The sequence below is a fragment of the Alcanivorax hongdengensis A-11-3 genome (assembly GCF_000300995.1).
GTDB classification, from domain to species: domain Bacteria; phylum Pseudomonadota; class Gammaproteobacteria; order Pseudomonadales; family Alcanivoracaceae; genus Alcanivorax; species Alcanivorax hongdengensis.
The window spans coordinates 53,699-66,340 of the sequence record NZ_AMRJ01000009.1 but is presented as its reverse complement, the minus strand read 5'-3'; the positions used below and the strand labels follow the sequence as shown (position 1 = coordinate 66,340).

15 protein-coding genes are annotated in these 12,642 nt (G+C 59.4%); 5 read left to right on the top strand and 10 right to left on the bottom strand.

What is annotated here, in order from left to right; all coding sequences use genetic code 11:
• Positions 1-8: 8 nt before the first annotated feature.
• Positions 9-1,151, top strand: a complete 1,143-nt coding sequence (locus A11A3_RS17695) for a hypothetical protein (protein ID WP_162136911.1) — start codon at positions 9-11, stop codon at positions 1,149-1,151.
• Positions 1,152-1,186: 35 nt separating this feature from the next.
• Here the strand turns inward: A11A3_RS17695 and A11A3_RS07625 are convergent, their stop codons facing one another.
• Genes A11A3_RS07625 through A11A3_RS07615 form a run of 3 tightly spaced genes read right to left on the bottom strand, consistent with a single transcriptional unit; the run spans position 1,187 to position 2,360 of the window.
• Positions 1,187-1,546, bottom strand: a complete 360-nt coding sequence (locus tag A11A3_RS07625) for a DUF3742 family protein (protein WP_040296894.1) — start codon at positions 1,544-1,546, stop codon at positions 1,187-1,189.
• Positions 1,547-1,566: 20 nt separating this feature from the next.
• Positions 1,567-2,031: a type II toxin-antitoxin system YhaV family toxin gene (locus A11A3_RS07620; protein ID WP_008928700.1), complete on the bottom strand. Its 465-nt coding sequence runs from the start codon at positions 2,029-2,031 to the stop codon at positions 1,567-1,569.
• A complete protein-coding gene (locus A11A3_RS07615; RefSeq protein ID WP_008928699.1) occupies positions 2,031-2,360 on the bottom strand; it encodes a type II toxin-antitoxin system PrlF family antitoxin in 330 nt (109 codons plus the stop codon). The genes A11A3_RS07620 and A11A3_RS07615 overlap by 1 nt, the downstream gene beginning before the upstream one ends.
• A gap of 335 nt (positions 2,361-2,695) precedes the next feature.
• On the opposite strand from A11A3_RS07615, the gene mobH reads away from it, so the two are divergent.
• Positions 2,696-4,489, top strand: coding sequence for a MobH family relaxase (mobH, locus tag A11A3_RS07610; RefSeq protein WP_008928698.1), 1,794 nt, complete (start codon positions 2,696-2,698; stop codon positions 4,487-4,489).
• A 38-nt stretch (positions 4,490-4,527) separates the two neighbouring features.
• On the opposite strand, the gene A11A3_RS07605 is transcribed toward mobH, so the two are convergent.
• Both A11A3_RS07605 and trpE read right to left on the bottom strand, forming a co-directional pair.
• Complete coding sequence (locus tag A11A3_RS07605; RefSeq protein ID WP_008928697.1) at positions 4,528-5,796, bottom strand: tyrosine-type recombinase/integrase; 1,269 nt, start codon at positions 5,794-5,796, stop codon at positions 4,528-4,530.
• A 187-nt stretch (positions 5,797-5,983) separates the two neighbouring features.
• The gene (trpE, locus tag A11A3_RS07600; protein WP_008928696.1) at positions 5,984-7,477 is read right to left on the bottom strand and encodes an anthranilate synthase component I; all 1,494 of its coding nucleotides are present in this window, start codon (positions 7,475-7,477) and stop codon (positions 5,984-5,986) included.
• A gap of 321 nt (positions 7,478-7,798) precedes the next feature.
• On the opposite strand from trpE, the gene A11A3_RS07595 reads away from it, so the two are divergent.
• From A11A3_RS07595 to A11A3_RS07585, 3 genes are read left to right on the top strand one after another with little or no spacing between them, the layout of a single operon-like run.
• Positions 7,799-8,260: an MOSC domain-containing protein gene (locus A11A3_RS07595; RefSeq protein WP_008928695.1), complete on the top strand. Its 462-nt coding sequence runs from the start codon at positions 7,799-7,801 to the stop codon at positions 8,258-8,260.
• Positions 8,257-8,811 carry a DUF1415 domain-containing protein gene (locus A11A3_RS07590; protein WP_008928694.1) on the top strand — a complete coding sequence of 185 codons (555 nt, stop codon included), beginning with the start codon at positions 8,257-8,259 and terminating at the stop codon, positions 8,809-8,811. Before A11A3_RS07595 ends, A11A3_RS07590 begins: the two co-directional genes overlap by 4 nt.
• Positions 8,808-9,149, top strand: a complete 342-nt coding sequence (locus tag A11A3_RS07585) for a DUF3301 domain-containing protein (protein ID WP_008928693.1) — start codon at positions 8,808-8,810, stop codon at positions 9,147-9,149. The genes A11A3_RS07590 and A11A3_RS07585 overlap by 4 nt, the downstream gene beginning before the upstream one ends.
• Before the next feature lie 9 nt (positions 9,150-9,158).
• Here the strand turns inward: A11A3_RS07585 and A11A3_RS18150 are convergent, their stop codons facing one another.
• From A11A3_RS18150 to A11A3_RS07565, 5 genes are all read right to left on the bottom strand, one after another.
• Positions 9,159-9,281: a hypothetical protein gene (locus A11A3_RS18150; RefSeq protein ID WP_272942973.1), complete on the bottom strand. Its 123-nt coding sequence runs from the start codon at positions 9,279-9,281 to the stop codon at positions 9,159-9,161.
• 100 nt (positions 9,282-9,381) lie between these two features.
• Positions 9,382-9,804 carry a VOC family protein gene (locus A11A3_RS07580; protein ID WP_008928692.1) on the bottom strand — a complete coding sequence of 141 codons (423 nt, stop codon included), beginning with the start codon at positions 9,802-9,804 and terminating at the stop codon, positions 9,382-9,384.
• A 116-nt stretch (positions 9,805-9,920) separates the two neighbouring features.
• Positions 9,921-10,478 (bottom strand): response regulator transcription factor, encoded by a 558-nt coding sequence (locus A11A3_RS07575; protein ID WP_008928691.1) that lies wholly within the window; start codon positions 10,476-10,478, stop codon positions 9,921-9,923.
• On the bottom strand, positions 10,465-11,814 hold the full coding sequence (locus A11A3_RS07570) for an ATP-binding protein (protein WP_008928690.1): 1,350 nt from the start codon (positions 11,812-11,814) through the stop codon (positions 10,465-10,467). Before A11A3_RS07570 ends, A11A3_RS07575 begins: the two co-directional genes overlap by 14 nt.
• Before the next feature lie 33 nt (positions 11,815-11,847).
• Positions 11,848-12,567: an SURF1 family protein gene (locus A11A3_RS07565; protein WP_008928689.1), complete on the bottom strand. Its 720-nt coding sequence runs from the start codon at positions 12,565-12,567 to the stop codon at positions 11,848-11,850.
• Positions 12,568-12,642 lie beyond the last annotated feature (75 nt).

The following is a 12,642-nucleotide window of genomic DNA, read 5'->3' as shown; positions in this document are numbered from 1 at the left end:
AGTAGTCCATGGATCGACTGGGCATCGATGTTAGCAACGACAATGGATATGAAGTCACTGAAGCATTATTGATGCTTCCGCCGGATTTTCCTTATGCCGGGCTCCAGGCAGTATCCACGATCTTGGAGAAAGAGAGCGTATTCGTCCCAGGCTATATAGCACCCGACGTTGGCATCTACCATGTCGATGGTTTTATCTATCATGCCTGGGTAGAGAATTACGAAACTGTACTTCTTCCGGACAGAAACATTGTCTCCCGATTGGCTCAAATTGCCAAAGGAGATTCCCTGGCCAACAAAGGGGATGTCCATAGCCGAAAGGTAGCTGCAATTTTGGCGTTCGCCCAATGCCTTGATATTCAGATCGAACCATCCATTGCTTTTCACGAGCTGGCACCCCATCAGGGAAATACTGAGGCAATGGATGAACTGGCTTGGTTTCGTGTCGCTGATAGTGGCAAACCGCACGAGTGGCTTGCTGTTGCACTCAGCGAAGCAGATCGTATTTTAACCGTTGGCACTCCTCAACCAATTGACCCACTAGATCTGGCCAAACCACTCAAACGATGGAGGCGCAATTATGCGGTTGCCCTAAAAATGGCATCCCTGGAACTGGCACAAAACCTCAGTGCCCTTGACAAGGTTCTGGCGCTATTCAGATGGATGTATTCGGATTTCATTTTGGCTGGCCCGGCAGCCATATTGGCCTGCGTTTATTTCGCTCCCAACTCTCCACCGAAGAAAGGACTGCTAAAGAGCCTGCGCTCACCAACCAGGCAGAGAGCTATCGAAGGAATAAAAAATGCTGCCTGGGACATCACACACTTGAGTGATTTCGTTCGCCACGTTAATGATGAGCCAGAACATAGTGGACGCCGGTTCATATTCGCCACTCTTGACGAGAGCTTGCGAGAAATTGCGCGCATTCTGATAGGACAGAATTCAGATATTTCTCCTCAAGATGAATTGGCTTTGTCCCTACAGCAATGGTGGCCTGCGGATGACGCACAGCGCATCTCAGTCACCTGGTTTGAATACTTGAATCAAACTCGGGATGCTGACTGGTGGGATCAGTACCAAGACCGTCCTGAATACGTTGGAGAAACAGTTGCTCATATCGAGCATGACATTCTGGCCTGGCAACCTCAATAAACCACGCCCTGAATGGAACGAAGAGTTACCGAAAGCTAGGGCTCGTCTGGATCACCCATATCGATTCGCCAGTCATCCTTGTCGTACAAGCCAACGCCCGAATGCCCGTCTCTCAGCTCTGGCTGTCGTTCTGACTCTGGGTCCAGATTCTGTGCAAGCCAGGCAGAAGCTATCACGATGACGGCTAATAGGGCCAACCAAAACGCTACATACAGCAGCAAGCCAACTACGAGGATTTTGATCAGCCAGAACAACAACCATCCGGCTCGGGCCGGAACCCCTTGCTCTGCCAACCAATCAACAGCTCGCGCTTCACGATGAGCAACACCTCGCCACACGCGACCCAGCCAACGACCGGCGCGTTCAGATTTTTTGACAGTCGGTGCTGCTTTCATCGCTTTACCTCCTCAGAGGATTATCGTTTCTCCTTCTTCGACCAGTCTGGCCGACTGGCTGCCACCAGGCTTTCCCAATCATCTGGCGGGTTGCCTTTCTTGAGCATCTTCTCGAACACCGCGTAGGGGTCGGACTTGCTACCGGACGACCGTAATGTCTGCTCATCGTTGACCCAGGCATACACGATGGTCTTCGACCTGGAGTCGTAGCGGAAGAACAACCGAAAACGCCTTCCGATCTTGGCTCTCCGCCAGTGCCGGTGCTCTGGCCCTAGCGTATTGCCCTGGCGGTATTCGTCCCGCCCCGGATCACTGGGTACCACCTCCAGGATCAACTGCGTCAGCGACCTGAATAGCTTGACGTTGGCGTTACTCTCGTAGCCTTTCGGGTCACTCCGTTGCGATCGCTCGGTGGCGACGTACAACTTCTGCAACTGTTCCACGATGCAGTCGTGGAACAGCAGTATCCATCCATGGCGCTCCATCAAAGTGCCACTTCTCCTTCGATGTTCTCATCGATGTCCACCGGATGCCCCAGGTTGGCCAGCATGGCTTGAGCGAGGTCGTCCGGCAGATTGCCGACATGCTTGCCCTGGCGAATGTCCTGCTCCAGTAGGCCAAGGAAGGAACCGATGGCAGGGTCTTCATGTTCCGCATCGGCACGGGTGACGATCACCTCGCCGCCGCGCAGTTCGAAGGACACTTTGCCGCCCATCGTCACACCGAGGGCCTGGCGGATCGCCTTGGGCAAGGTGATCTGGCCTTTGGACGTGAGGGTGGCTTGTTCATGGATGCTTTCATGGACACGAGGCATGGTCGATCTCCTGTCGGTGATACTCATTCCCATAGAGTAAGGATTATTCCTTACTCTGTCAATCCTGCCACTTCCCAGTAGGTTGTGGGGCTGCATGGCTTTCTCCAGTTTTGATCAAAGCACCGATGGTAGACACGACACAGCCTGCCTTCCGCAAACAATACGGAATCTGCCACACCACATTTCTGGTAGCCCTGGTGCAGGGATTGGCCTATACCCGAGGACTTACCAAGGGCCAAAGGGCTGGGAAGGGGCAAGGGAATGGTGACAAGGGGAAAGGCTCTACCCGAAAAGGCCAAAAGGGCTCGGCCCAACCACATTGTTCGGGGTTCCAGATGCTCACTTTGTTTCAGCGGAAAAGTACCCACCTGACTGTCGGCGCTAGCCAGACTCCCGGCGCGGAAATACCCAAAGGGCTGATACGGCCCGAATCCGCTACCGCACTACTGGCGACGCCCCGCCGCCAGAAGCTGCTGGAACACATCTGGCAGCGCACCTCGCTGTCCCGCCGACAATTCAAGACTCTGTACCTGGCTCCATTGGAACGCTATGCCGAACTGGTCCAACTGTTCCCGGCCTCCGAGGGGCACCATCACGCCTATCCTGGCGGCATGTTGGATCATGGCCTGGAGATCGTTGCCTACGCCCTCAAGCTGCGCCAGTCGCACCTGCTACCCGCCGGCATGAAGCCGGAAGAGCAGGCAGCACAAGCTGAGGTCTGGACCGCTGGCATGGCCTATGCCGCACTCCTGCACGACATTGGCAAGATTGCCGTCGATCTGCATGTGGAATATGCCGACGGCTCTCTCTGGCACCCCTGGCACGGTCCCTTGCAGCGGCCCTATCGGTTTCGCTATCGCAAGGACCGGGAGTACCGCCTGCACAGTGCGGCGACGGGGCTGCTGTACACCCAGCTCCTCGATCGCGGCATTCTGGACTGGCTGTGCCAGTATCCCGATCTCTGGGCTGCTCTGTTGTACGTCCTGGCCGGACAGTATGAACGTGCTGGAGCCCTCGGCGAACTCGTGGTACAGGCAGACCAGGCTTCGGTTGCTCAGGAGCTCGGAGGCGATCCAGGAAAAGCCATCGCTGCTCCCAAGCATAGCTTGCAGCGGAAACTGCTGGATGGTCTGCGCTATCTGCTCAAAGAAGAGTTCAAGCTCAACCAGCCCCAGGCCTCCGACGGCTGGCTGACCCAGGATGCCTTGTGGCTAGTGAGCAAGACGGTCTCCGACAAGCTGCGTGCATATCTGCTGTCACAGGGTATCGAGGGCATTCCATCCAACAACACCGCCCTGTTCAACATCCTGCAGGACCACGGCATTGCGCAGCCCACCCCGGACGACAAGGCAATCTGGAAGGCGACCGTGACCAGCGATGGGGGCTGGTCGCACAGCTTCACCTTTCTGAAACTGTCTCCGGCTGTCATCTGGGAAGCGACTGAGCGACCTCCGGCATTTGCCGGGAGTGTCCAGGTCGAACAGGGTGAGAACGAGGACGCTGCCACCAACGAAGACGAGGCTGACAACCGTATGCCTGATGCCGAGCCTGCTCAGGCAGTGCCGGAGGTATCCGCCTCCCCAATCCCGGAAGACGATGGCGTGACCGCGCTGTTGGATCTGTTGGATGACACCGACAAGCCAGACTCTGACAGCCAGCCTGAAGCTCCGGCGGAATCAGAAACCGTTTCCATAGCCGATTCGGTGACAGAGGATGACCCACCATCCGGCGAACATTTCATGGCGTGGCTGCGCCAGAGTATCCAGACCCGGAAACTCATCATCAACGACGCCAAGGCGCTGGTACACACCGTGGACGGAACTGCCTACCTCATCAGTCCCGGCGTATTCCAGCGCTATGCTCAGGAACACCTACAGGTAGCGAAGTTGGCGAAGTCGGAGGAGCTACCTGGCTGGCAGTGGGTTCAGAAGCGCTTCGAGAAGCTGGGGCTGCACCGCAAACAGAATAATGGACTGAATATCTGGACGTGCGAAGTGAAAGGGCCACGCAAGTCACGACGGGTGCACGGATATTTATTAACCAGCGCCAAGCCATTGTTCGATGAGTCACCACCGGACAACCCCTACCTCCACCTCCTCGGTGACGAAGAAAAGCAAGTAGCCGACTAATATCGGAACAAGTAAGGCAACAAGAAGCCGGACTGTTATTACTCTCGCTCTGTGACCCTCAATAATGCGGTGCGCCGATCAGATAGTGGACCAAAACCTTCCATTACCTGCTCCATTGATGCGCCATCAGCCAAGGCATCGAGAATGTCCGCCCAATCCTGCATGATGATCTTCCGCGATGCGATGTACTTGGTGTGATCGTAGGGGGCACGCGACGAATCTTTCTTGCGTCTAGAATGCGCCAACTGCAGATCCACCCGGTTTTCGGGATAGCTCAGCAACCCCAGGAGGGTGGTCGCCGTCGCCCGAAAACCATGCGACGAGAAGCGCCCCAGATATCCCATCCGTTCCAGCGCCTTGTTGAGCGTTGTCGCAGAAATCACCTGACCAGGCTTGCGGAAACTGGGAAACAGAAACTCACCCCCGCCTGTCAGTTTTTGCAGCTCCTCCAATAACTCAATGGCCTGCTTTGACAGAGGTACGATATGTGGCTGCCTCATCTTCATCCGCCCAGCGGGAACCGTCCAGATCGCATTCTTCAAATCAAACTCTGTCCATTTGGCCTTACGTAGCTCAGCCGTGCGAACGTATGTCAGCGCCATTAAGCGCAAGGCAATGACGGTAGCTCGATAGCCCGATTCATCGACCTTGTTCAGAAAGTCTGGAATTTCGTTCCAGGGCAGAGGGGGGTTATGCCGAACCCTGGGGCGTTTGACCGATCGCTTCAGCAACGCGGTGGGGTCTTGGTCACAGAGATCTTCGGCGGAGGCGTAAGCAAAGAGCTGGCTACACCACTGCCTGATCAAGATGGCCACTGTGGGCGCGCCACGCTCAGCAACCCCCTGGATCAGGGGCCGAAGATGCGCCGGCCTGATGGAACTGATTGGCAAGTTTCCAACCTTGGGGAATACATCCTTCTCAAGGTATTTTTTGACTTGATCCGCGTATCCCTCGCTCCATTGGACATTACTCACCATCCACCTACGAGCCACCGATTCGAACGTCGTTTCGTTCACCTCTATCTGAACGGAAACCCTAGTTCGCTTCTCCACTACGGGATGGATTCCCTGCTTGACCAAATCTCGCGCACGATCCCTCTCCACCCGAGCAGCCTCAAGGGACACCTCCGGGTATTTGCCAATAGCATAGATCGCGGGTTTGCCGCCTATGCGATAACGAAATCGCCACAGCTTATTTCCGGCAGGAGTAACGTACAAAAAGAGGCTGCCGCCATCCTTGAGCCAGAATGGCTGTGACTGGTGTGAGGTGGTCTCGACCTTCCTGGCCGAGAGCAGGTTCATGGCCATGTGTGTATATAGCCTCTCTCCAGGGTAGATATACACAGAAATATACACAATTGAAGAAGATTGCGCCAGAACCCACTAGAACAGCACAGACTATATTTTTATAAAAATCAAAAAGTTATGTTTCTTCTATGGACTTCAGTGGAACTGAGTGGATGCCAATCGTAGTTGTCGATCATCAGCACGCGCATCACCGCTGCCCTCCGTCTGCCAGGTTGAGACCACCCAATGCCATGTTCACCGCCCGGAACACCGCCCGGGCCTTGTTCATGGTCTCGTCCCATTCGGACTGGGGAACGGAGTCGGCAACGATGCCGGCACCGGCCTGGACATAGAGCCGCTGGTCCTTGATCACCGCCGTGCGGATGGCGATGGCCGTATCCATATCGCCATTGAAACCGATATAACCCACGGCGCCGCCATAGACGCCGCGCTTGGTGGGTTCCAGCTCGTCAATGATTTCCATGGCACGAATCTTGGGCGCGCCACTGAGCGTGCCCGCCGGGAAGGTGGCGCGCAGCACATCCAGCGGCCCCAGATCCTCACGCAGTTCGCCATCCACATTGGAAACGATGTGCATGACGTGGGAATAGCGCTCCACCACCATCTTGTCGGTGACATCCACCTTGCCGGCCTTGGAGACACGACCGATGTCATTGCGGCCCAGGTCGATCAGCATCAGGTGCTCGGCGATCTCCTTGGGGTCGGCCAACAGGTCCTTTTCCAGCGCCTGGTCCTCGGCCTCGCTGGCGCCACGCTTGCGCGTGCCGGCCAGTGGCCGCACGGTAATGCGCCCCTGCTCGGCCCGGGCCAGAATCTCGGGGGAGGAGCCGGCGATATGGAAGTCATCCAGGTTCAGATAGAACATGTAGGGTGACGGGTTCAGGTAGCGCAGGGCCCGGTAGAGGTCCAGCGCCGGGGCCGCAAACGCACAGCTCATGCGCTGGGCCGGCACCACCTGCATGACGTCACCGGCGAGAATGTATTCACGAATGCGTTCCACGCCGTCCTTGAAAGCCTGCTCGGGAAACTCGCTGCGGAAGTCATGCTCATCCACCGGCTCACCGTAGACGGTATGCTCCGGCTCCGGCAGCGGTGCACGCAGCTGTGCCTCCAGCTCGTCCAGACGCTGCTCGGCGCGCATCAGCACGCCCTCTTCGGTGGGATCCACATGCACCACCAGAAACAGGGCGCCGCGCAGGTTATCAAACACCACCACTTCCTCGGAGCGCATCAGCAGGATATCCGGCACCCCCAGCACGTCCTCCCCGGGCGCCGGGCCCAGTCGTGGCTCGAAATAGCGCACGCTGTCATAACCGAAGTAGCCCACCAGGCCACCATTGAAACGGGGCAGATTCGGCAGGTCCGGGCTGTGGTAGGCCTGACGGTATTGCTCAACCCAGGCGATGGGGTCGGCCACATCCAGCTGCTGACGGCCCTGCGGGCCATCCACCTGTACCTGCTGGCCGGTGATGCGAACCACCTCCACCGCCGGCAGGCCAATGATGGAATAACGGCCCCAGCGCTCGCCACCCTGCACGGACTCGAACAGGTAGGTGTAGGGGCCAGAAGCCAGTTTGCGATAGGCCGACAGGGGCGTATCCAGATCCGCCAGCACCTCGCGGACCACGGGCACCCGGGTGAAGCCCTGGCGGGCCAAACGATCCAGTTCTTGTGGTGACATGATTGTCCTTAGCATTTCGCTACGATCCGGCTCGCAGACGGACCGCGATCAAGAGCACTTATTGTAGAGAAAAATGAAGCAAAAGGGGTGTGTCGCGAGCCGCTTCAGGGCCGACACGGGGAGATCGTCACCATCGCCAGCTGGCGGGTGCGCAGAGGAAAGCCAGATTGTTGATAAGGGCACGCGCCAAGGGGAACGTCCTTTCTCAAACGTGGGAGTTGATGGGATTCTAGCCAAAGCCGCCGCAAAATGCCAAGCCCCTGCCCCGCCCTCCATGCAAGCGTGTACACTTTGCCCATTCCAACAAGCAGGACTGTTTCCATGGCAAAAGTGCTTGCCCTGTTCACCGCCGGCACCTCGCGGGGCGCGGTGGAAAGCCAGCCGGCCGTGCAGTTGCGCGCCGGTTGCGGCATCGTTGGCGACCGCCATTACAAGCGCAATGCGCCCCCCGCCGAGCAGATCACGCTGATCGAGGCCGAGGCCGTGGCCGCCTACAACCGCGAACACCAGCAGCAGGTGGAGGCCGCCACCCTGCGCCGCAACGTGCTCACCGAAGGCGTCGACCTGAACGCCCTGGAAGGCCGGGAATTCATGCTGGGCAATATTCGCCTGCGCGGCATCGAGTTGTGCGAACCCTGCTCAGTGGTGGGTAGCCTGTTGGCCGGTGACCTGACGCCCACCCAGGTAATCCGTGCCCTGACCGGGCGCGGCGGCCTGCGCTGCGAAATTCTTGGCAGCGGCGTGATACGGGTGGGCGATGCCATTCAGGTGGATCAGCCATGAGCGACAAGGTGATCAAACGCACCCGGGACTGGCTGGAGCAGGTGGTCATTGGCCTCAACCTGTGCCCCTTTGCCCGCAAACCCTTCCAGGCCGGCCGGGTGCGTTTCGTAGTGAGCGACAGCCGCAACCTGGAAACCCTGCTGGCCGACCTGCACGAGGAGCTGGAACGGTTGGACCACACCGATGCGGAACACATCGACACCACTTTGCTGATCATTCCCGACCAGCTGGAAGGCTTCTACGATTACAACGACATGCTGGACCTGGCCGATGCCCTGCTCGAGCAAGAGGGCTGGAGCGGCACCTATCAGTTGGCCAGCTTCCACCCGGCCTACCAGTTTGCCGGCACCGAGGTGGACGATCCCGGCAATTTCACCAACCGGGCACCCTACCCGATCCTGCACCTGCTGCGCGAAGCCAGCCTGGACCGGGGGTTGGCCAGCTACCCGGACGCGGAGCAGATCCCCGAGCGCAACATCGCCACCCTCCGGGGCCTCAGCGACGCTCAGTGGCAGAGCCTGTTTGGTGGCCGGCCGGGGACGCAACCGTGAACCTGCAGCTACAGGATCTGTTACTGGTGACAGCCGTGGTAGTGATTGCCGCCCTGTTCTGGCGGGCCCATGGTATCCGTGAACGGGCCCTGGCGGTGACGCGGCGCTACTGCGAACGCCAGGAACTGGAGTTTCTGGATGACACCGTGGGGCTGGAACGTCTGACACTGGACAAGGACCGCCACGGCAAGCGGCGTTTAACGCGCATCTATCACTTCGAATTCACCGTCACCGGCGGCGAGCGCTACTCGGGACGGACCTATGTGCAGAGCGGCATGGTGCAACGCATCGAACTGCCGCCCCACCGTTACACGCCACCGCCGGAACAATTGCACTGACCCTTCGCCTCAGGCCGCCTCGATATCCACCAAGCGGCCGTGCTGCTGGCTCTGACGTTCTACTGCCCGGTTGGCATCCAGATGCCGGAAGGCCCTGGGCAGCAAACGACGGGCCACCCGATTAAGCAGCATTTCGAGCCCTGGCGACGACAGGTATATGGCGCGTGGCAGCAATATACGAGGGCGTGCGCCGCTTCACACGCCCGAAAAGTCCGTATGCCGACGCCGTGACTTACGGCATAGGCTTCTCGCAGTTGACCATCCATGGCACCCCGAAACGGTCCGTGCACACACCAAAGCGCTCCGCCCAGAAGGTTTCCTCCATGGGCATGCGGATCTCGCCCCCCTCACTCAGATCGGCAAAAATGGCTTGTGCCCGCGCGGCGCTTTCCACCTGCACATTGATGAGGGTGCCTTGCGGCTTTTCATACACATCCGGAGGACAATCCGAGCCCATTAACACCATGCCCTGGGTGCTCAGGCATACATGACAAATGTTGTTGTGGCATTCGGGCGGCACCTCACTGGCCATGGGCGACTCCCCCATGGTGATCAGCAAGCGGATCTCGGCTTGCAGTACTCTGGCATAAAAATCAAAGGCTTCCCGGCAGTTGCCCGGAAAATTCAGGTAGGGATTCAGGCGGACTTCCGACATGGTTTCTCTCCTTGAAGTGATGGTTTTCCATCACTAATCGATCGGGAGAACCGCTTTTCGACAGGCACCCAAATGTTGTTAACAACCACCGTAGCGGTCTTGTAGAGACTCGCGGGTTATTTGACCCGCTGCTTTTCCAGCTTGCGGGCCAGGGTGCGCCGGTGCATGCCCAGCCGGCGGGCGGTTTCGGAAATGTTGAAGCCGGTTTCCGCCAGGGTTTCGTGGATACGCTCCCACTCCAGCGTCTTGATGGAAGTGGCCCGCTGGGTCAGCTCCACATCCGCATCGCCGCTGACTCGGCCGAAGGCCGCCTCGATATCATCGGTGTTGGACGGTTTGGCCAGATAGTGGCTGGCACCCAGCTTGATGGCTTCCACCGCCGTGGCGATGCTGGCATAGCCGGTCAGCACCACAATCAGGGTATCCGGGTCGTGCTCGTGCAGGGCCTCCACACAGGCCAGACCGGACGCATCGCCCTTGAGCTTCAGGTCCACTACCGCATAGCCCGGCGGTGCCGGCTCTTGCTCCAGCAGGGCCTTCATGGTCTCCAGGCTATCCGCCAGCAGCACCCGGTAACCGCGCCGCCCGAAGGAGCGACTGAGGGTACGGGCAAAGGCCTCGTCATCCTCGACAATCAGCAGGGTCCTCTCTTGCCGGTTTTCATCCGTTGTCATGGGACTCCTCCTCCACAGTCAGCGCCGACAGAGGCAGGGTCAGGGTGACCACGGCCCCGCCTTCCGGGCGGTTGCGGGCGGTCACATTGCCGCCCAGGGTACGCATCACGTTCATTACCAGGAACAGACCCAGCCCACCGCCCTGGCGGCCCTTGCTGGACTGATAGGGCCGGCCCAGATGTTCAAGCATACCCTCGGCAAAGCCGGGGCCGTTGTCCATCACCGACAGCTCCAGGGTATCCTCGTGGCGCTCCACCTCCATGCCCACCCAGCCCGGCGATGCTTCCAGGGCATTGTCGAGCACATTGCAGAGGGTCTGCTTGAGGGCCGAGTCGGAGACGATCGCCACGTCCTGGCCAAAATTGTTCTGGTAACCGAAAGCCTGCACCGGTCGGGTATTGCGCCACTCTTCCACCAGCTCATCCAGAAACTCACAGACACTGGTAGCCTCCGGGGATTCGCCCCGGGTCTCCCCCGCCGATTGCAGGATGCCGGTAACGATGGTCTTGCAGCGCAGTACCTGGGTCTGCATTTCGCTGATTTCCTGCAGCAGATCCGGGTCTGACCGGAAGGCCTCCATATGCCGCCAGTCCCCCAGAATCACCGCCAGGGTAGACAGGGGCGTGCCCAGCTCGTGGGCGGCGCCGGTGGCCAGCAGGCCCATGCGCACGATGTGCTCTTCTTCCGCCGCCCGCTGGCGCAACTCCGCCAGGCGCGAATCCCGGGCACTACGGTTACGGGTAATGCGATTGATGAACACAATCAGCAGGGTGGCATTGAGCACGAAACAGACCACCAGCCCCTGCAGGTACAGACTCCACAAGCCGTAATGATGATCCAGCGGCAGGGTCAGAGGGCGGCCGGCATAGGCCAGCCAGACGAAACAGAAGGCCGTGGTGATGAGAATAATCCAGGCGGACCAGATCTCCAGCAGTACCGCACTGAGCACCACCTGCATCAGGTACAAAAACACGAACGGGTTGGTGGCGCCACCACTGAGATAGAGCTGCATGGTCAGGGTCGCCACATCCACCAACAGTGCCAGCAGCAACTCTCCGTTGCTCACATCCCGGGCCAGCCGCAGGCGCAGCAGGCTGGTACCGTTGAAGATCACCTGGCCGAGCAATACCGCCAGCATGGCCATCAGCGGCAGCTGGATATCAAAACCGAAGTGGGTAATCAGGATGGTGCCCAGCTGCCCCAGCACCGCAATCCAGCGTAGCTGGATGAGCTGCTGCATGTTCTTGCGGCCGGTGGCATCCCGGTCGGGGCCGGGCCGGCGTGGCAGGGGCAACGGCGGCAAGGGCTGGCCGCCGGACTGCACGGGAATACTCATCTTCGCGCCTCCATAGCCGCGAAGTTTACCGCGTCAGGGCGTGTTGCGCAGCCGGCTTCGCTCGTCACGAACCACGAACACAAAGGCGCCCGCCACCATCAATGCCAGTGAATACCAGGTGATGGCATAGACCAGGTGGCTGTTATGGAAGTGAATCACGGTCAGGCCGCCGCGGGGCCAGGGCTGGCCGGGCCGGGCTTCGGCATCCACGAAGTAAGGCGCCACCCGATCCTTCAGGCCCTGATCCGCGGCAATGGCCTGCACGTCGCGGGAATACCAGCGTTCGTGGTCCGGGTCATTGTCACGCAGAAACCCGCCACCGGGCTCACTGAGCCTCAGCAGGCCGGTGACCGTCACCGGCCCCTGCGGTGCGGGCGAGCCCCGCTCGGCCGGGTCACGGCGATCCGGCGGCACGAAACCGCGATTGATCAGCACCGTGGTCCCGTCATCACGGCGCAGCGGCGTCAACACCCAGAAGCCGGCACCCAGCTCCGAGCTGGCCTGCACCAGCGCCTCCTTGTCATGCAGGAAGCGGCCATGAAGGCGCACGTGCTGGTATTCGTTATCGTCACGGTTGATGGTCGCCCACTGATCCGGCCCCGGTGCGGCAATGGCCGGAGCATGGACACGCTGGTCGACCCGGGCGATCAGATCCAGCTTCCAGGCCCGGCGCTCCACCTGCCAGGTCCCCAGGGCCACAAAACCGAAAAAAGCCAGCACCGCCAGCAGCGTGGCCACGATCTTGGTGGTCAAGCTGCGCGGTGCCGGCTCATCAGACAAAGACGGGCCGCGATTGCGGCCCGTCTTCGAGAGATTACCTGACTGGCT

Coding starts and splice junctions, on each gene's coding strand:
- A11A3_RS07570 (WP_008928690.1), bottom strand. CDS start 11,814: ATGAGTATTCCCGTGCAGTCCGGCGGCCAGCCCTTGCCGCCGTTGCCC.
- A11A3_RS18150 (WP_272942973.1), bottom strand. CDS start 9,281: ATGCTGCTTAATCGGGTGGCCCGTCGTTTGCTGCCCAGGGCCTTCCGG.
- A11A3_RS07575 (WP_008928691.1), bottom strand. CDS start 10,478: ATGACAACGGATGAAAACCGGCAAGAGAGGACCCTGCTGATTGTCGAG.
- A11A3_RS07590 (WP_008928694.1), top strand. CDS start 8,257: ATGAGCGACAAGGTGATCAAACGCACCCGGGACTGGCTGGAGCAGGTG.
- A11A3_RS07595 (WP_008928695.1), top strand. CDS start 7,799: ATGGCAAAAGTGCTTGCCCTGTTCACCGCCGGCACCTCGCGGGGCGCG.
- A11A3_RS07580 (WP_008928692.1), bottom strand. CDS start 9,804: ATGTCGGAAGTCCGCCTGAATCCCTACCTGAATTTTCCGGGCAACTGC.
- A11A3_RS07605 (WP_008928697.1), bottom strand. CDS start 5,796: ATGGCCATGAACCTGCTCTCGGCCAGGAAGGTCGAGACCACCTCACAC.
- mobH (WP_008928698.1), top strand. CDS start 2,696: ATGCTCACTTTGTTTCAGCGGAAAAGTACCCACCTGACTGTCGGCGCT.
- A11A3_RS17695 (WP_162136911.1), top strand. CDS start 9: ATGGATCGACTGGGCATCGATGTTAGCAACGACAATGGATATGAAGTC.
- A11A3_RS07615 (WP_008928699.1), bottom strand. CDS start 2,360: ATGCCTCGTGTCCATGAAAGCATCCATGAACAAGCCACCCTCACGTCC.
- trpE (WP_008928696.1), bottom strand. CDS start 7,477: ATGTCACCACAAGAACTGGATCGTTTGGCCCGCCAGGGCTTCACCCGG.
- A11A3_RS07620 (WP_008928700.1), bottom strand. CDS start 2,031: ATGGAGCGCCATGGATGGATACTGCTGTTCCACGACTGCATCGTGGAA.
- A11A3_RS07625 (WP_040296894.1), bottom strand. CDS start 1,546: ATGAAAGCAGCACCGACTGTCAAAAAATCTGAACGCGCCGGTCGTTGG.